Below are 25,184 nucleotides of genomic sequence, written 5' to 3'. Positions count from 1 at the left end.
CCTACAACTAACATTAATTTAAAATTTTTACAGTTACATTTTTGACGCCCCACTGACGAGCTTGTCCCTCGGTAGGAATAAATACATCAATTTTATTACCTTTTATCGCTCCGCCCGTATCTGCTGCGATTGCTTCTCCGTAACCTTCAACCCAAACTCTTGTACCAAGAGGAATTACACGCGGATCTACAGCAATTACCTTTAAGTTCGGATTCGCTCTGATATCTGTTCCATTCGCTGTCACCCCTGAACACCCTTCACAATACGCTGTATAGGCAGTTGCTCGCATTGTTAACGTTTTGCCCGTATTCGTTGGAGCACTCACTGTGTTTGTGCTTGATGTCGTTACTTTCTTTTTACTTGGTGTCGTTGCTACCTTTTTAGTTTTGCTTTCGGCAGTTTTAGGTTTTGCCGCGGATGCTTTAATAGCTAATGTTTCACCTACATAAATTAAATCAGATGGGAGATTATTCCATTCCTTTAATTCTTGCACTGACACTCCGTTTATACGAGCAATTGTAAATAATGTATCCCCAGCCTCGACGAAATGTTGATCTTTCAACGATTTATCAATTTTTGGCTCAACTACATTTAAATTTTGCTCTGGATAAAACCATGTCGAGTCTGTCTCATCCAGTGGCTCATAATCTCCTAAAGTTAAATTGTAAATTTTTGAGACTCCCCATAACATATCGAATGGCCTAAAAGAAATTGTGTCCTTAGCAAAGGATGGGCTGGCACATACACCTAATCCCAAGATGAATGTTACAGCTAAAGCTAAAGCTTGTTTTTTCATATTTAAAAACCTCCGTATTTTAATATGTTGCAATCTGCTGCTAGCACACTAGAGTTAGGCTCTTTTATGCAAACATGCTAGAGAATGCAATTAATAACTCAGGACTAATGAACCTGATATTACGAATTATTACTATAAAGGAGGAAAAATATACAATATTGAATATATTTTTGGTAAAACAAACAATTTTACGAAGAAAATCGCAACACTATTTGCAATTTTTACATATTGGAAAATTAGTGTTTTTATTCGATAATATGGTAAAGGGGAATGTTGGATGGAAGTTAATAAAATGAAAACTTTACAAATGAGTGTTATGCAATATCCACTCAATCTAAATACTGCAGCTGCTACCGAATTATTAAAAGATCAACCATAGCAGCAAGTAGCTATACATCCACATATGGGGTCAGTCATTGATATTTCAATTTAACCTACTTCACTACTTATCAATTATGCCTTGTCATAATTGTAGCTTTCGCTACAGAAAACATTTGCTCCAAAGAAGTTAAAATTAATATTCGAAAGTTGGTGCCCTTTTTTGATTAGAGTGATAGTAATGGATGATGAGCCATTAGCTCTTTTAAACTTGGAGAAAAAGTTAAAGGAATTTAATTCAATAGAGATCATTAAATCTTTTACAACGACAAAAGATTTGCTGGCAGAGGGACCGAGCTTGGATTTTCAAGTAGCATTTTTAGATGTTGAAATGCCTAACTTGAACGGTTTAGAGATTGCGCGTCTAATAAAAGAATGGAACAAGAATATTTTTATTGTATTTGTCACTGCGTATCGGGACTATGCTGTCCAGGCATTTGAAATATACTCCATTGACTATTTACTAAAACCTATTTCAAAGGCTCGTCTAGAAACAACTATTAACAGAATCCAAGAGCTCCTTCACCTGGAAAATAAATCAACTCCTATACAAATACGAAATAAACCCGCGCTTACAATACAATGCTTTGGAGGATTCGTTGTTTTACACAATAACAAAGCCGTCCATTGGAGAACGCTTAAAACAAAAGAATTATTTGCCTATCTTTTTTCTAACCTAAATAGCCAAGTACCTCGCGATTCAATCATCGATGCTTTATGGGCAGATACAGAATTTAAAAAGGCAAGGGTACAGCTTCATACAACAGTTTCCTATCTACGCACTACTCTTTCAGCATTGGGCTATTCAGAAGTCATACAGTATACAAATGGCTGCTATATTTTGCAACTAGAGGCGTTTCAATGTGATGTCCATGACTTAGAGCATATTTTAAATGCTAAAGCAGAGACTGGAAAGATTAATGTAGAGATGGCTGAGTCATTAATTCAAAGCTACCAAGGTGAATATATGGCCTCATTAGATTATCCCTGGATTACTAGTAAAGCAAATTTTATGAACAACAAATTTACTCTTTTACTTCATGATTTAGTAGAGCATTATACAGCAATACATGATGTTAAAAAACGAGAGCAAATTTTACTTTTAACGATAGAACATAATCCATATTCCGATAAAACTATACAACAGCTAATAAAGCACTATTTAGAAGTCGATAATCGAGCAAGTGCAATAAAGGTTTACAATACTTTTAAGAATACCTTGTTAGCGGATCTCAATATTTTACCAGAACAAGAAACGACTGAGCTATTTAACACTATATCTGTCGAAAATCTATAAAAGGCATCGAGAAGATTACTCTCGATGCCTTTTAGCTATGTATTCATTTCACCAGTAATGAAGATCGACCGTCTTACTACTATAGCATGGGGTTGATTTCAGTTTTTTGTAGCTGCCGCTTCGCTTTCGCACAGAAAACATTTGTAGCTGCCGCTTCGCTGGCATTGCTCGCTCTAGGGTCTCAGACCAACACAAAGTTGGTTCACAGGACGTGATAGTTTTAGCCTTCGTTCCTCTATTGGAGATTTATTTGATAGTTTTTTCAGACAATTCTTCAACGACACAGATACAATTCCTCCCTGACTGCTTCGCCTTATATAGTGCCTGATCAGCAATTGTAATGATTTGATTAGCCGTTTTAATATTAGCTGTAAATGATGTAATGCCAGCAGACATCGTTACAGGTCTTCCACATGCAGTATCTAACATGGCCTGCTTAATGCGTAAATTCTCCGCTATTTCTAAAGCTACATCTATTGTCGTGGATGGTAATATCACCAAAAACTCTTCTCCACCATATCGAAAGCACATTCCTTGTCTCTCTATGTTCTCCTGCATATGACCCGCGAAAGCTTTTAAAACTTCATCCCCTACAGTATGACCATAAGTATCATTTATACTTTTAAAGTCATCTAAATCTATTAAAACTATTGAGTGCGGCACTTTATTAATAATTAACTCATTTAAAATTTGATCCATTCTTCTACGGTTGGGGATTCCTGTTAATGCGTCTAAGTTCAGTTGGTTAGTTAAATCAAATATTCTGTTTCTCGAACTAATAACCATGTTTTGCACTACTTTTTTTAATGAATGTGCTTCGTAATACCAGCCATTAATTTCTTCAAGTTTCTGTACTTCTTCTCTCTCTACACTAATAAAAAGTTGTTTTAAAGGTCGTGCAATTTTGAAAGCAAGCCATACAGCTAATACAAGTACTGCGACTAACCATAATAGTAAAGGCATGAGTATACTTTTTATGAATGCGCTAAAAGAAACTACTCTTTCATCAAGTAACTTATCAACCACTTGCACCATATAAGGTTCGATTGATTGATCTCGATTTGGTTCCCTCAGTTTCTCTTGTACGTAGCTCTCCGTGATTCTCGAAACTTCCTTCACGTAATTTTCCTGCATGACAATATTATTTTGCATAAGGATGTCGTTAAAATTTTGATAACCACTCCAAATACTAACACTAGAAGTCGCCAGTACTATCATTACCGTCATACTAACAATAACAAACGATAACTTAAACTTGAATTTACCCACAATAGATCATTTCTCCCATTGAGATTTTATTCCTTCATCATACGTCACGCCTCTTAAAAAAAACTTAAAAAGAACTTAGTATTTGCAAAAATATGTATTAAAATGTGCATTCCACTCTAGAAAGGAAATAGGACACTCGCCTCCTCAAATGCCGCCATACCAACACTCCCTACTCACTCAGTCATATTTTTATGAAAATATTGCTTTATAATTAATCGATAAAAAGTTTTTGTTGATATGTTGGTTGTAGCGGAGAAAACGGCTCTCACTTGCCACAAGCAGCCTATAGCGGAAAACAACTTCCCTAATACTTTCTGACCAGTTCGAAAGTACCACTTATCCATTATGCTTTGGCACAAAGTTATGGCGTTGGGATTAATCTAGGTGTACGTAATACAGATTTACGCCTTGACCCCACAGAGGTGACAAATCAACATATTAAACGAAGGAACAACTGTCACCTTCCAAATTCAAGAAAAATAGTTACTTACTATTAACAGAGCCACCACCTTCCCAATTGAGTTTGTAGTGGCTCTTCTCTATAATTTCAAGTTACAATTATTATATTGATGTAGATATTTTAAGGTATTTCCAAAAATATACACTATGTAGATAAGTTGATTAGAGTGAAGACTGGGCGCCCTCTCGAGAATGAGCTTCACAGATGAGACCCTGGAGCGAGCGCAGAGAGAGTGTGAAGCGGCTCATCGGACGCCCCCAGGAAGCTTTGCTCTGTGCGAAAGCGAAGCGGCAGCTACAAATGTTTTTTCTGTGCGAAAGCAAAGCGGCAGCAACAAAGCGTCCAGTCGGAACGGGAATCACCCCTACGTTATGGTGACGGGCTATATTTATGGTTTTTTAAAAATTAGGGTACATTAATAGTATGTTATTAAAGAAAGGTCGATACTATGTACAAAATATACATAATAGAAGATGATCCCAATATTTTAAAGATTATTGTGGAGCATTTATCAAAATATCAATTTGAATGTTATACCGTTCAACAATTTAATCATATAGTAGAGGAATTTCAAGCTATTCAACCTCATCTCGTTGTAATGGACATTAATCTCCCAACCTATGATGGGTACTTTTGGTCGCGCAAAATCCGTCAGCTATCCAAATGCCCGATTATCATTGTATCTGCTCGTGTGAATGATATCGATCAAGTGCATGGGATTGAAAATGGTGCGGATGATTTTATCACTAAACCCTTTTCACTAGATGTGCTTATGGCAAAAGTGAATGGGCTTATTCGTCGTACATACGGAGAATATGCTTCCTCCAAGTCTAATTCAATATCCATTACTAATACAACGTTAAATTCAAATACCGTTCGACTTTACACTGAGAAACACGAGAGCTTGTTAACGTTAAAAGAGATGCAGCTTAGCAAATTACTATTTGAAGCTTATCCTAATGTTGTTCCTCGTCAAAAATTGTTAAGTGCCATTTGGGATGATGAATCCTTCGTTGAAGAAAACACTTTATCTGTTAATATTGGCCGATTACGTAAAAAATTCGAGGCTATCCAATCTAGACTAGAAATTAAAACAATTCGTGGGCTTGGTTATCAATTAGTGGAGGCAGAAGAATGAAGCTGTTCTTTCGAGATCATGTAAGTGTCATCATTCTTTATTGTGTAAGCTTTCTATTATTACCTTGGATCATTCAGTCATTAGATGATTTATCTTCACACTATTTTTATTTTATCTTTCTCGTTAGCTTCCTATTTACTATTTGGCTGATTGGACGTTATTATCGCAGAAAAAAACTATATGCTCATTTACAGAACAACACTTTAACAAGCAATGACCTCCATCTGTATGAACCACAGGCTATGATTGAGCAAGCCTACAGTGAAAAACTACGACAAATGCAATATTTATACTTAACACAGCAGCAACATTTAGAGAGGCAAGGAAAAGAAAAACAGCTTGTTCTTTCACATTTTGCCCATCAAATGAAAACGCCATTGTCAGTTATTCAACTGATTATCCAATCTAACGCAAATAGCCCATCCGAGCATTTGCAAACAATTAATCTAGAGTGCGATAAGCTGACGTTTACTCTTAATCAGCTACTAACCTATGAACGTACGTCCAATCTTGTGGCTGATTTAAAAATAGAACCACTCTCATTAAAAGAACTTATTAAGGAAGTTGTGAACGATTTAAAGGATTATTTCATTGCCAAAGAAGTTTTTCCAAAAGTGATGCTTGTTGAAAACACTATTATTTATTCAGATCGAAAATGGTTAAAAATTGTGCTTTATCAAATTATCAATAACGCCATTAAATACGGAGATTCTGAAAGCTCTATTCAAATTATTTATGACGAAGTTACTTTACGAATTCAAAATTATGGAGATACGATTCCGGAGAGTGAAATTTCACGTGTCTTTGATTTATTTTATACAGGTGTGAAAGGAAGAACGAACGGTGAGGCAACAGGTATAGGCTTGTATTTAGTAAAAAAGATTTTAACCGAATTAGAACACCCTTTTACTTTACAGTCTCATGAGTGCGTCACTACCTTCTCCATAGATTTTTCAAATAGCGTGAAAAAATCATGATTGTAAGTTCGTAATATGACAACTTTGTCATATTGACGTCATTTATCCAAATAGGTAAAATGCTGCTCCTTCTTTATACTTAAGCTATTCAATCGAAGTAAGGGAGTTGTTCAAAGATGGGAAAATCAATCCTACAAGTGACCAATTTGCAAAAAGAATATATCGGAGAAATCACATATAAGGCATTGAATGGCATAGATTTCCAACTTAGTGAGAACGAATTCGTAGCCGTTATGGGGCCTTCAGGAAGTGGGAAAACTACATTTTTAAATAGCATATCAACAATCGATCGCCCTACTGTTGGTGAAATTCTTATAAATGGTAGAAATCCATATTCATTAGATGATGAAGAGCTTGCAAAGTTTCGCCGTTCAGAATTAGGTTTTGTATTTCAAGATTTTAATCTTGTACACACATTAACGGTAAAAGAAAATATTTTATTACCGTTAACTTTAGATAGTTTACCTGCCGATAAAATGCAGCATCAACTTAAACATATATCTCAATTTCTCGGAATTGAAGAGCTTCTGTCAAAACGAATTTACGAAATTTCTGGTGGGCAAAAACAACGTGTAGCTATTGCTCGTGCGGTTATTCACGAACCGAGTTTATTGTTGGCAGATGAGCCTACAGGAAATCTCGATTCAAAAGCAGTAAATGATGTTATGAACTTATTTAGTTCTATTCATACAGAACTGAAAACTTCCATTTTAATGGTGACACATGATCCTTATGTAGCAAGTTTCGCAAATCGTATTATTTTCATTAAGGATGGTAAATTATATAACGAAATTCATCGTGGTCATAATCGTAAACAATTTTACCAGGAAATCATGGACACACTTGCTTTTTTAGGTGGTGGACAGCATGAGCTTTAATCATATCGTTATTCAAAATATTTTACGTGATAAATGGACTTACGTTTCGTATTTCCTTAGCAGTATGTTCTCTATCATTATTTTCTTTCTATTTTCAGTTATTGTATTTCATCCAAGTCTTACAAATTTAGATCCCGACTCAACACTCGGCCTTGCATTAATGTTAGCAAGTTTGCTCGTCTATTTGTTTTCGTTTATTTATATTGCCTATTCCATCATGGCCTTTTTAAAGAAGAAAACAAAAACACTAGGTATTTTTATGATTACTGGTGCATCCATGAAACAAATTCGTACGCTCGTTTTTCGTGAAAATATTCTTATCGGTGTATTGGCGATTATTACAGCAGTCATTCTTGGGCTTGTCATTTCGCCTCTCTTTTTAATGGGTGCCAAAGTTGTTTTAAATGCAGAAACTTTCAGTATGTATGTCCCTATTAAAGCAATCATGTTAACTATTGGTTTATTCCTTGTATTATTCATTGTTATTTCAAAAGTAATGACAAGATTTATTAATAAAGAAGCTTCCATTCAACTATTAAAAAGTGATGTTGTCATCGAGAAATCGATAAAACCACATTATCTTTTATTATTCATAAGTATTATGATTTCCATTGGTTTAGGTTGTTTTTTAAATACAGAATATGATATTGGCGGTAGTCTTTTCTATGTAGCTTTTTTCGCAAGTGTTCTTTGTACAATATATTTAATCATCTCACAAGGGATGCGCTTCCTGCTAAAGGCTTTTGAGAGATCGTCAGCCTATATGAAACAAACAAATATGCTACTTGCTTCTAATCTGAATGCAAAAATGAAATCACATGCAAATATGCTATTTTTAATCACTATTTTATTAAGCGGTGTATTTTTATGTACAAGCATTTTATTTAGTTCTTACTACAATGTTGAAAAGGATAGCGAGGCAAATTATCCATACAGTTTTCAGTATATTGCCGCTCCTAAGGCTAGTCCAAGTAAAGTAGAAGCTGATATTGAAAATATTGAAAAACAATTATCCACAGTGGATTCACAAAATTATTTTATTGAGTTCAAATCGAATGAAGAACGTAGAATTGGCTATATGTCAATTTCCGATTATAACTTGTTACAAAATGAAAAGGTTAGCTTACGTGCAAATGAATTTATAGCAGTTGCAGGCAATCGTAAAACATTACCAATTACTAATGTAAGTGATGACAAATATCTAAAGCAATTTAAGCTTGCATCTGTAAATGAAAAAAATCTATTAACAACAGGTTTCCAACAAACGTATTTTATTGTGCCCGATGAAGTTTATAACAACATCAAATACCCTGTCTACAAAACCTATTTATTTGAGTTAGACAATTGGACGGCACATACAGCTTTAGCAAAAAAAATTATAGAGGATTTCCCACATATATATGAGGAACGTTATGTAACTTCAAAAATCGAATTGTATAACGCAGAGATGTTCATAAAAAGTGTTATGTTCTTTATCGGCTCTATGTTGAGCTTGATTTTCTTAAGTGCAGCTATGAGCATACTCTACTTCTATTTACAAACGACACTTCTTCAGGAAAAAGAAAAGTATGCAGGTATACGAAAACTTGGGCTATCTAAACAAGAGTTATTCACTGTTGTTTCTAAAGAGTTGGCAATCCTTATATTTGTACCATTCACGATAGCTATTACGATGTTATGCGCTACATTATTTGCCATGCGAACAATGGTTTCAGCAGCATTTTTACAAGTTTCAATGATGAGCTCTTTATGCTTCTTTGCCCTGTTCTTCGTTAGTTTTATATTTATTCGCAAAAGTTATTTCAAACGCTTGCTTAGCAATTGATAAAAAAGTCCGCACTCCTCTTTAGGGTGCGGATTTTCATAGTGTTGAAAAACAAAATTAAAGATGATCTTTGAGAATGTTGTGGCGCATTGAGTGAGGGTGGGTTCCTTTCCGGATAAGAGCCACAGATGAGAACCTGCAGCGACAATGTTACTGTAGCGAAAGCGAAGCGGCAGCTACAAAGGCCCAGTCGGAACGGACACGTTATGGTAATGAGCCAGCTTCTTACCAAAGTACAGGCTTTGCTACCATTAGCCATAACATAACTAGCAATAATAAAATGTACATCCATGCTTTGCGATGTAACAATGAAGCAAATTTTTGCTGGTCATAGGCGGGTGTATTAAATGTCTGTAAAGTCGGTTTGAACGCTCTTGCTAAAAAAACAATGGAGGCCAACATCACAAGAAATGTTAGAACAATCCACGAGGTACTCCAATAATAACCCGCATGCCACATTAATAAAATACCAGATGCAACAAGAACATGCCCCGAGTGCTTGACGATCGTAATTGCTCCTTTAAAAGCCTCAATATATGGTGACATTTCATTATGAGATGCTGTACGCATTTTCTTAACAATTGTTAAAACAACGAACAAAGGCCCAATCGAAAGAATGGCACTTAAAATATGTATGTAAAGAAGAAGTGTATAAATCGAAATCATGGTGCAAACTCCTTTTTATCTTTTTTCAGCAATTATTTTATGTAGCGAAAGCGAAGCGGCAGATACAAATGTTTAAAACGGCAACGGCAAATGTCTCCCACCTATATATATGGTGAGATAAATGTGAGTATCAGTTACTTACATTATGCCGAGGCATTATTTATTTAGTTCCCCTCATTATAGCACCAACATAGGCGTGCTTTAGCGTCAATTGTGAATCCTTTGTAAACGCAAAATGAATCATTGTTAAATTGTTTGAAATTTGCACAAAGAGGGTATGGATTATAGTAACATGCACATATAAACCAAAAAGGAGTGATTTTTATAGGAATTCATCAATTTTTTACAAGCCTTAACGATTTAGAGCGTATTATTCGTTGCCCTGGTCGCTTCAAATTTGAAGAGCACAATGTGGCGGCTCACTCTTGGAAGGTATCGCAGTATGCGATGTTCTTCGCCACACTTGAAGAAATGAACGGAGCTACAATCAATTGGAAATCATTATATGAAAAAACCATTAACCACGACTTTGCTGAAGTATTTATCGGCGATATTAAAACACCGGTAAAGCATGCTAGCCCAGAGCTTAAACAAATGCTTGCACACGTGGAAGAAAAAATGATGGAGAAATTTATTATTGATGAGATTCCACAAGAGTTTCAGGCCGTCTTCTTTGAGCGTATGAAAGAAGGTAAGGATAAAACTATAGAGGGTCGCCTACTTGAATTTGCTGATAAGCTTGACCAATTTTACGAAGCCTTTGCTGAGTTAAAACGTGGAAACACAGATAAAGAATTCGTGCATATGTATCAATCAGCCCTTTCCAAGATTTTAACTATTCCTCTTGAAGCGTCAGTTCACTATTTCCGTACTGAAATTCTAAAGGATGCTGTGAAGGAAAAAACACATATCGATATTCAAGCTTTGACTAATGAAGTATTAACATCAAATTAATAGTGTGCATGTAAGTTTTCCGAACGAATTAACTCACGGAAGGCTTTTTTTATTTTCTCAAAAAAGTCGTATAATGGAAGGAGATCGATTGGAGGGAAGCTTTTGTCACAGAATTGTTCAATTGTAGAGGATTTATTACCTTTGTATAAAAAACAAGTGCTCCAAGCAACTACTGTAGAATTTGTCGAACAACATTTAACTACTTGTGAGCATTGTCAGCAGCTCGCTACTTCAAAGCAATCTCTTGGCTATCATTTATTAATGAAAAGAACGATAACGCTTTTCCATCTTGTTTTTATCGTACTATCCTTTATGTTTGCTATTAACTCTTCCTTACTTGGCAATCAAACAAGCTTTGCTATATCTTACGCGATTTTCGGCTGTCTTACTTATTTCTTTTACAAAAATATTTGGATTGTTTTTGCCATCAGCTCGGTACCTGTTTTCGTATGGGCTATTATTAACAATATCCATAATTCACTCTATGTCACCCACTACTCCTTAACGGAAATTGGTACGCTGTTAATTGGCGCTAGCTTCATAGCCATTCTACATACTATTTTTGCACTATTCGGTGCTGCTTTTGCAATTCTATTTCGTAGGTTTACAAAATAATGTTACACCAGTAGAAAGAAGTTGTCTCAATGCAACTGAGACAACTTCTTTTATCACCAATTATACCCATTCATAAGTTCAACATCCCCTAGTATTTCATTAGATATACCTTCTAGCTTGAAGCATCCATAGTTGCTTTGCCGGCCATGTCATACATCCACCTGAAGCTTTATTTTTATTCAGTCGGTGATTAGACACCAACTAAATAAAAATAAAAAAGAGTCGATTTTAAATAGCTTCCAAACCTAGTTGGAGTACCTCATTTCACGACTCTTTTTTCAGTAATTATGCCTTTTTTACGAACTCTGACTTCAATTTCATGGCACCAAAGCCATCGATTTTACAATCAATATTGTGATCGCCTTCAACGAGACGAATGCTTTTCACCTTTGTCCCAATTTTTAGCGTCGAAGAACTTCCTTTAACCTTTAAATCCTTAATAATTGTAACAGAATCACCGTCTGCAAGTAGATTGCCATGAGCATCCTTTACGATTAACGTATCTGTCTCCTGTTCCGTGACATCAGTGCTCCACTCATGCGCACATTCTGGACATACAAAGTTTGTTCCGTCCTCATATGTGTATTCAGAATTACATTTTGGACAATTTGGATAAGCTGCCATTTCTGCTTCCTCCTTAGACTTTATTGCTAGGTAAACCCTATATATTCTCCTATCTTTACATACTTAGCCCTATTAAGTAAAGAATGTTCGTATTTTTCGTTCGTATTTGTGAAAAATATTTGAATCTGTTAAATGCTTTTGGAGATATTTCATTCTGGATATTCATGAATTGGGACACTCACCCATTGACTTTTTTGTACAAACCATCTTACTTGCAAGTTTGTTTAACATGCCTTATTATATCCTTAAAGGCTGCATTGTTCGTATAATATTAAGTTTTAACCTTTAAGCTGTAAAAGGGAGTTTTATTATTGGAGTTGGAATGACGGGCCTCACACTAAGGTGCATGAGGATAAGCAGGAAAGCTTCTGCGAACACCCACTTTGAGGAGTGGTGGTTTAAAACTTTCTATAATAACTACGGCATACGCGGCTTTTTAATTTAATCATACAGCCACACGGCTTTGAAGCATTTCTCTCATAGTGAAAACTATGGGAGATTTTTTGTTTGGGCAACTTTGGGAGAAAGTTGGGAGAGATAAGTTTTCATTCTATGGTTTATATTTATCACGGTACCACAAAAGCTAGAACATCAACCAAAGGTAAAATAATAAACATCATATCCTCCTGGAATTCCTGTCAAGAAAAACAATATTTATTACTGCTATTCGTTAATATTAAGTATCTTGTAATAAGCAAAAATGATGGTGGGATCCAATTCCAAAAAGGATACTTCCAGCAGCTAAGAAATTATTTGTATAACCTTCAATGACAATTAGGTATTGAGAAGTGTCCATCCCACCTTGTGTAACTATCCGATATTCAGCAAGTGATAATCCCATATCAACACTGAGAAATAACAATATAAAACCAATTGCAGTTATTACAGAACCTAAAGAAATTAAACCTTTTAATTTATTTTTTGTCATTACTCTTCCTCCTATCTATTCTTTCACTAAACTGCCCCGTTGGTACAAGAAGAAAAAAGATGCTCCGCTGCAACATCTTGTTTAACTTTTACACTCCGTTAGCCATCCATGTAGCGCAAAAACCAGCGCTACACCACAGAAAATGAAAGATGATTAAGTTCTTTCATGGGAGTTGAAGAAGAAAAGTGAAGGTTATTCAACAATCACGCCCGATTGTGTTGCTTTAAAATAAGGATTGATCAAAAATTCTTCACAAGCCAGCATTTTACGATAAATAAAAAGAATCCATTTTGAAAAAAGATTGATCAAAATGGATTCTTATCCCTCAAATTTAAGGTTGATTTTTATAAAAAAAGATCGATTATTTTCTACCAATAGGCTTTGGATCTACAGGTTTTTCTGGTTACTCTGGCCCTTCAGGTGTTGTCTCTATTGCTACTGGTGAGGATTTCCGTCTCTTAGAACAAAAGCAGTTTTACTTTCCACACCTGTAGCAGATATAGACTTTATACCATATGTGTATACTTTACTATTATTTGCAATAGTGTCTACATAAACAGTATTACCTTGTGTGTTATAAACCACGTCTACTATATTTTTAACGTCTTCATATGATCCTTCTTTTGTTCCATCAAATCGGTATATTACATATTTCCTTGGTTGAGTACTATTTTCATCTGTAATAGTAAGCTTCATGCCGAAAGACTCTTTACTCAATTTAACATCAGTTGGACATAAAGGTATTGCAGAGCCTTTCCAATAAATTGTAGGTGTTAAAGCTTTATAATTGTATAGTTGCTGATTTAGATAAGAAGCATATCCAAGAGCGTTATTGTTAATACTTCTTAGAGAAAAATGCATTTGTCCTTGAGCATTTTTATTTGCTCTGTTGGCGATTACTTGGCTGATAAGTTCTGTCTTATTATTCCATGCAGTATCAGAATCATTTCCAACTTTATGATTGGCCATGCCAATATATAAATTAACAGGATGGACTTTTGCGTACGTTTGAACTTCTTTTCCCCACCAATCTAATAAAACAGAGTAATTTGCTGCTTTATAATTTCTGGACCAATAAATTTGAGGCGCAATATAATCGATACTTCCATCTTTAATCCACTGTCTTGTATCAGCATAAAGATCATCATAGTTACTCATTCCATTCGTGTTACTACCAGTAGAATCTTGCCCTTTGTTTCGCCAAATTCCAAACGGAGATATTCCATATTGAACATGGGGTTTAATTGCCTTAATGCTTGCATAAACCTTTTTTACTAATTGATTAACATTATTTCTGCGCCAGTCTTCAATATTCTTGAATGAGCCACCATACTTTTTAAAAGTTTGTTGATCTTGAAAAGTCTCTCCTTTTATTTTATAAGGGTAGAAGTAATCATCCATATGTACAGCGTCGATATCATAGTTGCTTACTAATTCTTCTATAGTTGATAATAAGTAATTTTGAACTTCCGGCAAACCAGGATTTAAATAGTATTGTTTACCATATTTCACTACCCAATTAGAATTTTTACGGGCTACATTATCGGCAGCAAGATTATTCAAAGATTGCGAAGGCATAGTGACCCTATATGGGTTTACCCAAGCATGAAGTTCTAATCCACGCTTATGTGCTTCGTCCAGCATTATTTGCAATGGATCAAAACCCGGATTGGTCCCTTGTTTATTGCCTGTTATATACGATGACCATGGAGCAAGCTTAGACGGGTACAGTGCATCATTTAATGGCTTAACTTGAAAAATAACTGCATTAAAGTTATCAGCTTTTAATTTGTCTAAGGTACTTTGAACCCATTGAGTATATTGGGTTTTACTCATACCTGCCTTCATATCAATATTAGATACTGTTGCAATCCAGGCTGCACGCATTTCATTTTGAGGTAGTGAATTTGCTGTAGCCTTTTGATTTGTAAAACCAGGGATAAGTAAAAGTAAAACAAAAAAAGTTACTAAGCACTTTCCAAAAAAATTTTTAAACATAAATAATGAAATCTCTCCTTTTAATTGTCAGCTATTAAAACCTAGCTGTTACTATAATCTAAGTAAATACCATTTCAGCCTATTCTATAAAAGTAGGAACTGATTTATCCTTCCAAAAAGTGTCTTACAGTAATTAGGTCTGTAGCATTTTGTCGGCAGGACCCTCTAGTGGTAATTTCAATTGTTTGCGAAGCTCGTTGGAAAATTTTATTCTATTTTCTTCGCTCACTATATAATACCACAAATCTCCAATCATTCTCCCTTCACCGGTAATTTCCATTTATTTAAATTCTTGAAGCCAATTTTATGATAGCGTTGCAATTATTTGGTCAATTGTTAAGTTCGTTTGATAAAGTGGACCATACGGTGGAAGGATTGGAAGAAATTCTTCATAAGATAAACATCAGTTTTAACATAAATGTCCAATAAAAAAATCATCTCAAAGGATAACTAAAGAGATGATTTTTATCAAACTTTATTACAAATTATCAATCTTTATTATAAACGTTCAATCTTTTTTACAAAGCTACAGATTGTTGAATAAACAACTGCATAATGTCTACGTATTGTTCAATAAACTACATAACAATTATGAAACTATCTTCTACTTTCCTCGTATATTAACTAAGTCAACTAATTCTCGAGGTGATAATAATGTACGAATACAATTTCGTTAAAGTGGAACTAAATGCTTGGGGTAGTAAACCAAAAGAAGATTATCAAAATATAATTCACCAATACGCATCTGACGGATGGAGATTTGTTCAAATTTTTGCTCCTTCAACTAAAGGATATGGTTCCGCAGCCTATTTTGAATTAATTTTCGAGAGACCCCTTAATTAGATTTGAGGGGTATTTCTATTTTTGGGAACATAATGTAGAATTCTGTTTACTTAAACTCATCAGCTTTTTATCACTGAACAGTTTTGTTCTTAAATAGACTAAACTAATAAGAGGATAATATGTTCAATATATGAGCATATATCCTCTTTTTCAATACATATTAGATTTATTAACTCGGTTTAAAAATATTAGTCTAATATGTATATAATATAAGTGAACGTACATTTGTTTTTGTGGTGATTATATTCCATATCGAAATATAATCTGTTAGAAAATGAGCGTTACTATTACTTTTTAGGGGGGAAGTGCTATGAGAGTTCAGGAGGTTATTTTAGAAAATAACATTAAGCGATATATATTACTCGACCAAGAAGGAATTCCCGTACTAGTAGCCATGAAATACATAAAGTATTTAGATAAGACGGGGAAAAGCTCTAATACGCAGAAATCGTATTGTTATTCCTTAAAGCATTTTTTTACCTATTTGAAAGAAGTGAACAAAGATTATAAACATATTCGATTAGAGGATTTGGTGGACTTTGTTGGGTGGTTAAGAAGTCCTTACGGAAATTCCAAAGTCGCTCCGATTAAACAAGAAATAGCAATACGAGCAGAAACAACTGTTAACCATACCATCACAGTTATAGCAAACTTTTATGACTATTTATTTCGAAATGAAGAAGTACAAAATGATATGATGGAAAAGTTAATGAAACAAGTGTTCACTGGAGGTAACACACGTTACAAAAGCTTCTTACACCATATTACTAAAGATAAGCCCTCCGCAAGAAACGTACTTAAATTAAATGAACCACGTAAAAAAGTAAATACACTAACGAAGGAACAAGTACAACAAGTATTGCAAGCAACTACGAATATCCGAGATAAGTTCCTGATTCAATTGTTATATGAAACGGGATTTCGTATTGGAGAAGCTCTCGCTCTTTTCATGGAGGATTTCATTTTTGATTATGGCAAGGGACATCGAATTCGTTTAGTGGATCGAGGGGAATTAGAAAATGGTGCGATGTTAAAGACTGGTGAACGAGAAATTTATGTTTCACAGTCCTTAATGGATTTATATGACGATTATTTGTATGAAGTCCTTGATGAATTAGAATTGGATACAAACTTTGTTTTTGTAAAAATGCGAGGAAAAGATGTGGGAAAACCGATGGAATATTGGAACGTAGAATCCCTATTTAAGCGTTTAAAAAAGAAAACAGGGATAAATCTACACCCTCACCTATTTCGGCATACACACGCTACAATTTACTATCAGCAAACAAAGGATATCAAACAAGTGCAAGAACGATTAGGACACGCTCATATCCAAACAACAATGAACTTATATTTACATCCTTCTGACGAAGATATTCGAGAAGATTGGAATAAGGCACAACCTGCATTTAACCTAAAGAAAAATGACTAAAAGGAGTGACTTGGATGAAGCAAATGAAGATTATTGGATCAGAAGAAATAGGATTTCATGAAGGCTTAGAAAATGAACTTTCAACTTATTTTGATAAAGTAATACACGAGGATGGCTCGGTTTTAGTTGAACAAATAAGTAATCCCTATTTCCTCGTCAATGACAAATGGAAAATCAATGATATAGGTAAAATTAAACAATTTAAAGAAGAGGTAGAGAACTATAAGCATTCAAACCAAAATGTTCATTTTCGATTCAATAATCCTTTGGTTAACTTAGAAGTGAAATATGTCTATTACCAACATTTATTTAACGATTTTTGGTCAATCACGTATGCCTTTGTAAATCAACCGCCATTAAGACGAGTGACGGAGTTCATAAACGAAAAGTACCCCAAACTATCATCAATGTTGGAATTGGATATTGAAAAAGCAGAACGAGAGTATATATTTTGGTTGAATGAAAAAGGAATCCAAACTCAACAAATAAGAAGAAGGAAGCTCCAGAAAGACGATATAGGTAAATCTCCCGTTGCACGTTTTCTAAGAACTATTTATACAGCCCTTTCGCAATACACAGATAAACGAGAAGAGTGGGAAAAGGATAGATGGGATGTTCGTCATTTACATGATAGATACGGTATTAATTATAATAAAAGCAAATACCAATATTATATTGATTTCTCAAAGATTCCCACTACCATTCGTGAGCAAGTCAAAAAGTATTTTAAGCAACGATTACTTAGTAAAAATAAATTCGCATGGGGTACAGCATTAAATTATATACTGTTTTTACCATCTTTTTTTACATTTGTATTTACACTAGAACCAAAATGGAAAGATTTAAAAGCTTTAAAGCGAAATCACATAGAAAAATACATCGAATATCTACATGAATATACTCAAATTCATCTGAAACAAAAGAATGCACACCCTGAAGCATATATATCAATAGCATTAAGCACTATACAAAAATTTCTTGAAGATATTCAACGATATGAGTATGAAATAGCTCCTGAAAAACATGTAAGATTACTGATTTTTCCTGAAGATAAGCCTAAACTACGAGAAAAATCCGCTGACCAAATCGGTTACATTCCGGATTTTGTCTTAGAGCAGCTTTTTTCTCATCTAGATGAATTACATAAAGATATTGTTCCGATTGTTTGGGTGGCATTTAAAACTGGGCTTAGAATATCCGATGCATTAGAACTAACCTTTGACTGCTTAGTTCAACTAAACGGGCAATACTCTATATTAACAGATATAAGAAAAACCTATGTGAAAGAACATCGTATTCCAATTGATGAAGAGTTAGCAGGAATCCTTGCCGTTCTAATCGATAAATCAAAAAAATTTAGTAATCAAGATAATAATCCAAAGGATTATATTTTTGTGCGGTATCGTGGCAAACGAAAAGGACAACCATATGGGCAAAATTGGGTTAATACCGCACTAAATATATTGGCAAAAAAAGTGAATATCACTGACGAAAACGGCAATCTCTTTCATTTCGCGATGCATCAGTTTCGACATACTTATGGAGTGAAAATGATAAATAGTGGTGCAGATATTCTAACTGTTCAAGAGCTTTTAGCTCATGCTTCTCCAGAAATGACAATGCGATACGCTAAACTATTAGATGAAACCAAAAGAGAAGCCTTTAAATCCGCTGTGAAGCAAGGAGTATTCAGCTTCGATTTAAATGGTGAAATTCAAGAAATTAAGGAAGGAGAAGATATACCAATAGATATTTTGGATGCTTTATGGCAAGATCATAAACTAAATGCGATGGATAACCCCTATGGAACGTGCCACGCTCGTTTAAACGGTAATTGTCCTTATATGGAAGAACCTCCTTGTCTAACTTGTGGTGACAACAAAACGCCATGTAAAGACTTAGCGGTAGGTTTTTCAGAATACGATATGCAAAAATATGAGCTGCACATTAATACAACGACAAAAGCAATTGAAATAGCAAAACAAAGAGGAAGAGAAGATATAGCCGAGAAGAACCAAAAGAACTTACGACGATACCAAAATATTTTAACTACCCTTCAAGAAGGAAACGTTATATTCGGTAGACATGAACGGATGAAAAGAAAGTTAGGTGTTAAGAATGACTGAATATGACCGTTCTGCTCATTTAAAAGCAGTTCATGCCCTACGCAAGGCAAACACCTATCAAAAAGTAGATGAAGCCATTAAAAGGCTCATACGCACTAACGAGAATATTAATTTTAATAGTGTTTCTAGTGAAGCTGGTGTATCGAAAGCAACACTTTACAACAATAAGGATATTCGTGAACGAATCGAAACATTAAGACAGCAACAAGCACAAGTACCTTCACCAAAACAAGTGAAGCGAGAAATGAATGAAAATAATAAAGACGCCCTTATTGCATCTCTAAAAAGAAAAAATCAAAAGTTAGAAGAAGAAAACAAGCAATTAAGGGAACAACTGAAAGTTGCTTACGCAGAAGTTTATAAGAAGTTATGAGGGAGGATTCTCCCCTTCTTATTCAACTAACGATGCAGTTTAGTGATATAAGGACTTTGATGATAAAATATACTTATCTTAATGTAGAGAGGTATAAGGGAAATGAATATTATGAAATTTGAGGAAACTGATATTGAAGAAATCGTTTCTTTGTTCTACGAAACAGTTCATTCAGTTAATTTAAAAGATTATTCACAAACAGAATTAGACGCTTGGGCACCAAAGGAAGAAAAAAAATCAAAGATAGATGCTTGGAAGATTTCATTAGGTCAGAACATATCTTTTGTCGCAAAAATTAATGATAAAGTAGTAGGCTTTAGTGATATGACTCATAGCGGGTACCTAGATCGACTGTATATTCATAAAGATTATCAAGGTCAAGGTATAGCTAAGGCTTTAGTTGATAAGCTAGAAGACGAAGCGAAAAAATTAAATCTATTTAAAATCGATACAGATGCAAGTATTACAGCTAAACATTTTTTTGAACATAGAGGTTACAATACTATTTGTTCACAAACTGTTGAACGAGAGGGCGTTAAATTGACTAACTTTAAAATGATAAAAAAAATAGAATCTTAATTTTGGGTGCTTCTTTAACTAACGGGTGCTTTAGTAAAAAAAGGAAAGGGTTCTACATATTAGTCATATCTAATATGTAGAACCCTTTAAATTTCCTATCTTTTTTTTAATTAGGTCTTGATAATGAGGATAATGTGCCTCATTTTTTGCATTACTTTTTATTAGACATTAATAAACTAATCTATTTTACAGCAAATGCTCATTCCTTTTGTGATTTCTTATTGAACAAACCTTCCTCGTTAATTTAATATTCTTCACAATACCACCTAAATATTAAAATAAATATCCAATTTTATTTAAAACTTTTATTCCGTTAAATGGCCTTCAACGAAAACGAGCACTGATTCTTGTTACAGAATCGCGCCCTTTTCTTGAATAATTATAATGACTTAGTAAACAATCTTTTCACATTACATATGGTGACCTGAGAATGCAGCTATTCTACTTTGTGGATAATAGGTTCGCCGGTCCTCCTTTATAGAAAAAATTTTTTTTGACTGATTTAACACTTACCTTTATGTAAGTACCTGTAATAAAAGTGCGTACTTATATATTTTTAGCTTGGACTTTACAATAAAAATGAAATCAGCTTAAGGAGGAAAAAACATTGAAAACTCTTGTTATCATAACGCACCCAAGCTTAGAAACATCTGTTGTTAATAAGCGATGGGTAGAAGAATTAAAAAAATATCCAGATAAATATACTGTGCACGAATTGTATAAGGTATATCCTGATGAGAACATAGATGTGGAAAAAGAACAAAAATTGATTGAAACTCACGGGAACCTTGTTTTCCAATTCCCTGTATATTGGTTCAACTGTCCTCCTCTCTTAAAAAAGTGGATGGATGATGTTTTCCTTTATGGATGGGCTTATGGTTCAAAAGGAGATAAATTAAAGAATCGTAAAGTTGCTTTAGGGGTATCTGCCGGGATCAAAAACGTGGATTATAGTGAAGCTGGAAGATACCATTATACACTTGAACAAGTGTTGCGTCCGTTTGAGACTACAACCATCTATTGTGAAGCAGATTATCGTTCGTTCTTTGCGTTTTATGGAGCAGAATTTGAGCCATCTGTAAGTGAAATAGAAAAAAGCACTCAAGATTATTTAAATTTCATTGATAATATGTAATGGGTAACTTTTATAAAAGTTAAAATAAGAAGTACCTCCTAAACAAGAAGGTACTTCCTTTTTACACTATGTGCTTATTTTGTTACATTCTAGTGCTTGAAAATTATTTTTCTCTCCCCAGTCGCACATCATATCTAACAATGGAATAAGTGAACAACCACGTTCAGATAATGAATATTCAACTTTTGGAGGTATTTGGGGAAATTCTTTGCGTATAATAAGACCATCTTCCTCAAGTTCTTTTAACATAACACTTAGTGTTTTAAAGGGAATAGTCTCAATACATCGCTTCAGCTCATTGAACCTCATAACCTTATTTTCAGACAACCAATACAAAATAATCATTTTATACTTACCACCTATTAAGGATAACGTATATCCAAAACCAGTATTTTTTAGTTCTACGCCAGTCGGAACACAGGTTTCTCTCACAATCCTACTCTCCTTTTAATAAGAATATCCTATCAATATGAATACTTTATAGTAAATTACTATGCAATCTTATCACAAGAATATAAAGTAAGATCACTATAAAATTTTGTTATATCTTTAATTCGAATAAAAATTTTAACAAAACACCCCTGTTAAAAAACTTCTTCTTTCTTCCACAATCTGGCCCGATTGTTGAACACAAGTTAAACATCATTGTTTAACTAACCTGCTTCGTTCGTTGAAGAGATTTTTGAGAGAGTAAATAAAATATCTCATTAAAAAATCGTGTGATTCAAATAACTTATATAATAAAAACCTTCTAAATCTGGTCTAAATCCTTTGGTTTTTATCATTTTCACAGCAAACTCTTCTTTGAGGAGTAGTCGTTTAAAACTTTCTATAATAACTACGGCAAACGCGACTTTTTAATTTAATCTATAGCTACAGGGCTTTGAAGCATTTCTCTCATAGTGAAAACTATGGGAGATTTTTGTTTTGGGGAAAAATGAGGAAGCTGTTGGGAGAATTGATATTCTACCGTTTTTCTTTCATAGAAAAAGCTTTATTAGAATTCATCATTAAGTAATCCTTGCATTGTCATTATACTTGCAGCTTTAGCTAACATTTCACCGATTGCTTCGTAGTTCCTAACCCATCCTCTTTTTTTTCATTTGATCCTTCTATCCATTATTACACTTACCCCCCCTATAATAGGAATATTTTCTATGATAAAAAAGGTTATAAAACCTACCTAATAAACAGCAATGAATAACGCTCTGGTTAACTATGGTTGGCACTTATTTCAAGTGGAGAAAAACCTAAAAGAATGATAGAATCTTCAATGGAAATGTAGTTAATTATTACTACATAAAAGAAAGGTGATTGATAAAAATGCAACAACAAACTTCTGAAAAAAACTATATAGTAATGATTTTACTATGTTTCTTTTTAGGTGGCCTAGGAATACATCGCTTCTACGTAGGTAAAATTGGTACTGGTATTTTAATGATTATAACTTTTGGTGGACTAGGTATTTGGGCATTGATCGATTTAATTATGATTATTGTCGGCAAATTCAAAGATAAAGAAGGAAAAGAAATAAAACCTTCTTAACAATAGAAAGGCGTTAGTTAACTTCGGTTAGCTGGCGCTTTTTTGAATAAAGCAATATTGTCAGGGAGGGTTGATATGCACTCTATGATCTATTTCACCTTGCAACTTCAGTTCTAAATAGCGTTTTCTTAATTAAATTTGTTTAGTGAACCCCTCTTATCCTTATATTAGCGTCTTTTTCCCCTAAGACTTCCACGTTTTTATTAATGTCGATATTACGTTATTACTCCCAAAAGTCTAATGAAATGGATAATACCGGTTGTGTACTGTTTTGTTCATTTAATCCGTCTTAAGGCTGAGAAGTGACACCGCCAAAAGTTTGTTTCCAGCAAAGAGGAAAAGTGTTACCATTAAAATACATTAATAGGGGTATTAATATTCATCACCAGAAGTCGGGAATTGCTTTTAGAATGCTTTTAACCGCTCTCGTTCCAACTATGTGATTCCTTCGTGACCACATTCTGTTTCTCCAAAGTGGCACATTGGACATTCGCCCAAAGAGATGTTAAACAAGTTATGGTAGTGAACCATAAACAATTACAAATAGAAGAAGGTGTTTATATTTGAGTATGAAAATATGGTGGGCTTTAAATATTGTATGGCTATTCATTTTTGCTGCTGGGGCTATATTTATTGGCTTACGAGAAGTTGATTTTGCAGGGGTAGTTCAAACTCCGGAAGTTAGAATGGTCTCATTTATTATTTTGGGTATTTTATTTTTATTTGTTGTACTATTTCAACTAATGCTACTCATCTTTATTCATTTTGTTCGAAAAGGTACAACCAATACTTCCACAAAAACAAAAAGGCTATCTTAATCAAGGTCGGCTTGTCGTTTTCTAAGTCACTTTAATAAAGTGGCTTTTTTAATTTGTACAAATGTAAAAGTGCCTGTGTAACTCCCCTTCTACTCTTTAATTAGACTGTACCCTTAGCCATCTATGAAGTGCAAAAATCACGTATTTTGATCATAAAAAAACTGCACTCCAGTAGTTAGAGTGCAGTCAGCTGCTTCTTTTTTCTAAATTAAATAACGAAACCAACAATTGTAGCCGTTAAAATACTAACAAGTGTAGCTCCATACAACAACTTTAAGCCAAAACGAGCAACTACATTCCCTTGCTTTTCATTCAAACCTTTTACTGCTCCGGCAATAATACCGATAGATGAAAAGTTTGCAAAGGATACAAGAAAGACTGAAATAATAGCCAATGTATGAGCACTCATAGACTTAGCTACTTCTCCAAGGCTAATCATTGCAACAAATTCATTCGTTACTAATTTTGTTGCCATAATTCCTCCAGCAGTAATAGCATCTGCCCAAGGGATACCCATTAGGAAAGCAATTGGTGCAAAGATATAACCTAAAATATCTTGGAAGGATATACCGAAAATCATATCAAATAGTGAATTGATTAAATCCATTAATGCTACGAAACCGATCAGCATAGCGCCAACAATGATAGCTACTTTAAATCCATCCATAATATATTCTCCAAGCATTTGGAAGAACGATTGTTTTTGTTCATCTATCTTTAAAATATCTTCGCTTGCTTCTACTGTATACGGATTAATGATTGAAACAATTATAAAACCGCCAAACAAGTTCAAGACAATCGCCGTTACAACATATTTTGGTTCAATCATCGTCATATATGCTCCAACAACTGACATAGAAACAGTCGACATTGCTGATGCGCATAATGTATACATTCGCTGTGGACTGATCTTATCTAATTGTTTTTTAACAGTAATGAATACTTCAGATTGACCTACCATTGCAGAAGCAACAGCATTATAAGATTCCAATTTCCCCATACCACTTACTTTACTTAAAAGGAAACCTATCCCTTTCATGATGAGAGGAAGAATTTTGAAATGCTGTAAGATCCCTATCAATACAGATATAAAAACAATAGGTAATAACACATTTAGGAAGAAGGAATACTCTCCTTCATTCGCTAAACCACCAAAAACAAAAGTTATGCCCGTACTTGCGTAAGCCAATAAATGATCAAATACTTTTGTAAATCCTTTGATTAGAACATAACCAACCTTTGTATTTAGCAGTATAGCTGCAAATACAAATTGGATGATTAGCATAATAATTATGTTTTTATATTTTATTTCTTTTTTGTTTTTACTCATTAACAGAGCTAAACCAAAAACAAGTAACAATCCACAAAAGGATATTAAGTATCTCATGCGTTCCTCCATAAATATATTGAAATTTTTTTTGCGATCGATATCCGAAACTACAAATCCTTCTTTCACTCATTATGTTCCATTATTGAAACTTGAATAACAGCTATAGATCTTATAACTGAAAATATGTAGTTAGTCAGACG

General features: G+C 34.1%; 23 protein-coding genes and 1 other RNA gene. 16 read left to right on the top strand and 8 right to left on the bottom strand.

Annotated features, from left to right (window positions below; all coding sequences use genetic code 11):
* Positions 1–13: 13 nt before the first annotated feature.
* Positions 14–796 (bottom strand): 3D domain-containing protein, encoded by a 783-nt coding sequence (locus tag ACIQ7N_RS08935; protein WP_402931457.1) that lies wholly within the window; start codon positions 794–796, stop codon positions 14–16.
* A 550-nt stretch (positions 797–1,346) separates the two neighbouring features.
* On the opposite strand from ACIQ7N_RS08935, the gene ACIQ7N_RS08930 reads away from it, so the two are divergent.
* Positions 1,347–2,471, top strand: a complete 1,125-nt coding sequence (locus tag ACIQ7N_RS08930) for a response regulator (RefSeq protein ID WP_402931511.1) — start codon at positions 1,347–1,349, stop codon at positions 2,469–2,471.
* Between the two features lie 246 nt (positions 2,472–2,717).
* On the opposite strand, the gene ACIQ7N_RS08925 is transcribed toward ACIQ7N_RS08930, so the two are convergent.
* Complete coding sequence (locus ACIQ7N_RS08925) at positions 2,718–3,740, bottom strand: GGDEF domain-containing protein (protein WP_132363720.1); 1,023 nt, start codon at positions 3,738–3,740, stop codon at positions 2,718–2,720.
* Between the two features lie 908 nt (positions 3,741–4,648).
* On the opposite strand from ACIQ7N_RS08925, the gene ACIQ7N_RS08920 reads away from it, so the two are divergent.
* The 4 genes from ACIQ7N_RS08920 to ACIQ7N_RS08905 all read left to right on the top strand — a co-directional run bounded on the left by ACIQ7N_RS08920 (position 4,649) and on the right by ACIQ7N_RS08905 (position 9,018).
* Positions 4,649–5,338 (top strand): response regulator transcription factor, encoded by a 690-nt coding sequence (locus ACIQ7N_RS08920; protein ID WP_402931455.1) that lies wholly within the window; start codon positions 4,649–4,651, stop codon positions 5,336–5,338.
* Positions 5,335–6,315, top strand: coding sequence for a sensor histidine kinase (locus ACIQ7N_RS08915; RefSeq protein ID WP_402931454.1), 981 nt, complete (start codon positions 5,335–5,337; stop codon positions 6,313–6,315). Before ACIQ7N_RS08920 ends, ACIQ7N_RS08915 begins: the two co-directional genes overlap by 4 nt.
* A gap of 116 nt (positions 6,316–6,431) precedes the next feature.
* A complete protein-coding gene (locus ACIQ7N_RS08910) occupies positions 6,432–7,193 on the top strand; it encodes an ABC transporter ATP-binding protein (RefSeq protein ID WP_402931453.1) in 762 nt (253 codons plus the stop codon).
* Positions 7,183–9,018: an FtsX-like permease family protein gene (locus ACIQ7N_RS08905; protein ID WP_402931451.1), complete on the top strand. Its 1,836-nt coding sequence runs from the start codon at positions 7,183–7,185 to the stop codon at positions 9,016–9,018. Before ACIQ7N_RS08910 ends, ACIQ7N_RS08905 begins: the two co-directional genes overlap by 11 nt.
* Positions 9,019–9,243: 225 nt before the next feature.
* On the opposite strand, the gene ACIQ7N_RS08900 is transcribed toward ACIQ7N_RS08905, so the two are convergent.
* The gene (locus ACIQ7N_RS08900; protein ID WP_402931450.1) at positions 9,244–9,684 is read right to left on the bottom strand and encodes a DUF2269 family protein; all 441 of its coding nucleotides are present in this window, start codon (positions 9,682–9,684) and stop codon (positions 9,244–9,246) included.
* Positions 9,685–9,999: 315 nt separating this feature from the next.
* Between ACIQ7N_RS08900 and ACIQ7N_RS08895 the strand changes: the two genes are divergently transcribed.
* Positions 10,000–10,638: a YfbR-like 5'-deoxynucleotidase gene (locus tag ACIQ7N_RS08895; protein ID WP_132363732.1), complete on the top strand. Its 639-nt coding sequence runs from the start codon at positions 10,000–10,002 to the stop codon at positions 10,636–10,638.
* A gap of 102 nt (positions 10,639–10,740) precedes the next feature.
* Positions 10,741–11,253, top strand: a complete 513-nt coding sequence (locus tag ACIQ7N_RS08890) for a zf-HC2 domain-containing protein (RefSeq protein ID WP_402931448.1) — start codon at positions 10,741–10,743, stop codon at positions 11,251–11,253.
* A gap of 285 nt (positions 11,254–11,538) precedes the next feature.
* Here ACIQ7N_RS08890 and ACIQ7N_RS08885 read toward each other — a convergent pair whose 3' ends face one another.
* Positions 11,539–11,877, bottom strand: coding sequence for a zinc ribbon domain-containing protein YjdM (locus ACIQ7N_RS08885; RefSeq protein WP_132363736.1), 339 nt, complete (start codon positions 11,875–11,877; stop codon positions 11,539–11,541).
* A 246-nt stretch (positions 11,878–12,123) separates the two neighbouring features.
* Here ACIQ7N_RS08885 and ssrS point away from each other — a divergent pair.
* Positions 12,124–12,316, top strand: a non-coding RNA gene (ssrS, locus tag ACIQ7N_RS08880) — 6S RNA.
* A 237-nt stretch (positions 12,317–12,553) separates the two neighbouring features.
* Here the strand turns inward: ssrS and ACIQ7N_RS08875 are convergent.
* Positions 12,554–12,805, bottom strand: a complete 252-nt coding sequence (locus tag ACIQ7N_RS08875) for a hypothetical protein (protein ID WP_402931446.1) — start codon at positions 12,803–12,805, stop codon at positions 12,554–12,556.
* A gap of 435 nt (positions 12,806–13,240) precedes the next feature.
* The gene (locus ACIQ7N_RS08870) at positions 13,241–14,803 is read right to left on the bottom strand and encodes a glycoside hydrolase family 10-like protein (protein WP_402931445.1); all 1,563 of its coding nucleotides are present in this window, start codon (positions 14,801–14,803) and stop codon (positions 13,241–13,243) included.
* Positions 14,804–15,457: 654 nt separating this feature from the next.
* Between ACIQ7N_RS08870 and ACIQ7N_RS08865 the strand changes: the two genes are divergently transcribed.
* The 6 genes from ACIQ7N_RS08865 (at position 15,458) to ACIQ7N_RS08840 (ending at position 21,291) form a co-directional block, all read left to right on the top strand.
* The gene (locus tag ACIQ7N_RS08865) at positions 15,458–15,646 is read left to right on the top strand and encodes a DUF4177 domain-containing protein (RefSeq protein ID WP_132363740.1); all 189 of its coding nucleotides are present in this window, start codon (positions 15,458–15,460) and stop codon (positions 15,644–15,646) included.
* A 310-nt stretch (positions 15,647–15,956) separates the two neighbouring features.
* Entirely contained in the window at positions 15,957–17,078 is a 1,122-nt protein-coding gene (locus ACIQ7N_RS08860) for a tyrosine-type recombinase/integrase (RefSeq protein WP_402931443.1), read from the top strand.
* A 14-nt stretch (positions 17,079–17,092) separates the two neighbouring features.
* On the top strand, positions 17,093–19,204 hold the full coding sequence (locus ACIQ7N_RS08855) for a tyrosine-type recombinase/integrase (RefSeq protein ID WP_402931442.1): 2,112 nt from the start codon (positions 17,093–17,095) through the stop codon (positions 19,202–19,204).
* Positions 19,197–19,577, top strand: coding sequence for a DUF6262 family protein (locus tag ACIQ7N_RS08850; protein WP_402931441.1), 381 nt, complete (start codon positions 19,197–19,199; stop codon positions 19,575–19,577). Before ACIQ7N_RS08855 ends, ACIQ7N_RS08850 begins: the two co-directional genes overlap by 8 nt.
* 102 nt (positions 19,578–19,679) lie before the next feature.
* Positions 19,680–20,156 (top strand): GNAT family N-acetyltransferase, encoded by a 477-nt coding sequence (locus ACIQ7N_RS08845; RefSeq protein WP_402931440.1) that lies wholly within the window; start codon positions 19,680–19,682, stop codon positions 20,154–20,156.
* Positions 20,157–20,763: 607 nt separating this feature from the next.
* A complete protein-coding gene (locus tag ACIQ7N_RS08840; protein WP_402931439.1) occupies positions 20,764–21,291 on the top strand; it encodes an NAD(P)H-dependent oxidoreductase in 528 nt (175 codons plus the stop codon).
* A gap of 66 nt (positions 21,292–21,357) precedes the next feature.
* On the opposite strand, the gene ACIQ7N_RS08835 is transcribed toward ACIQ7N_RS08840, so the two are convergent.
* Positions 21,358–21,723, bottom strand: coding sequence for a winged helix-turn-helix transcriptional regulator (locus tag ACIQ7N_RS08835; protein WP_402931438.1), 366 nt, complete (start codon positions 21,721–21,723; stop codon positions 21,358–21,360).
* Positions 21,724–22,614: 891 nt separating this feature from the next.
* Between ACIQ7N_RS08835 and ACIQ7N_RS08830 the strand changes: the two genes are divergently transcribed.
* Positions 22,615–22,836 carry a TM2 domain-containing protein gene (locus ACIQ7N_RS08830; RefSeq protein ID WP_132363744.1) on the top strand — a complete coding sequence of 74 codons (222 nt, stop codon included), beginning with the start codon at positions 22,615–22,617 and terminating at the stop codon, positions 22,834–22,836.
* A 569-nt stretch (positions 22,837–23,405) separates the two neighbouring features.
* Complete coding sequence (locus ACIQ7N_RS08825) at positions 23,406–23,654, top strand: DUF3923 family protein (RefSeq protein WP_274067771.1); 249 nt, start codon at positions 23,406–23,408, stop codon at positions 23,652–23,654.
* Between the two features lie 208 nt (positions 23,655–23,862).
* Here the strand turns inward: ACIQ7N_RS08825 and ACIQ7N_RS08820 are convergent, their stop codons facing one another.
* Positions 23,863–25,041 carry a NupC/NupG family nucleoside CNT transporter gene (locus tag ACIQ7N_RS08820; protein WP_132363748.1) on the bottom strand — a complete coding sequence of 393 codons (1,179 nt, stop codon included), beginning with the start codon at positions 25,039–25,041 and terminating at the stop codon, positions 23,863–23,865.
* Positions 25,042–25,184: the final 143 nt, after the last annotated feature.

Source organism: Lysinibacillus sp. NPDC095746 (assembly GCF_044763535.1).
GTDB lineage: Bacteria > Bacillota > Bacilli > Bacillales_A > Planococcaceae > Lysinibacillus.
This window is presented reverse-complemented; position numbering and strand designations above follow the sequence as displayed.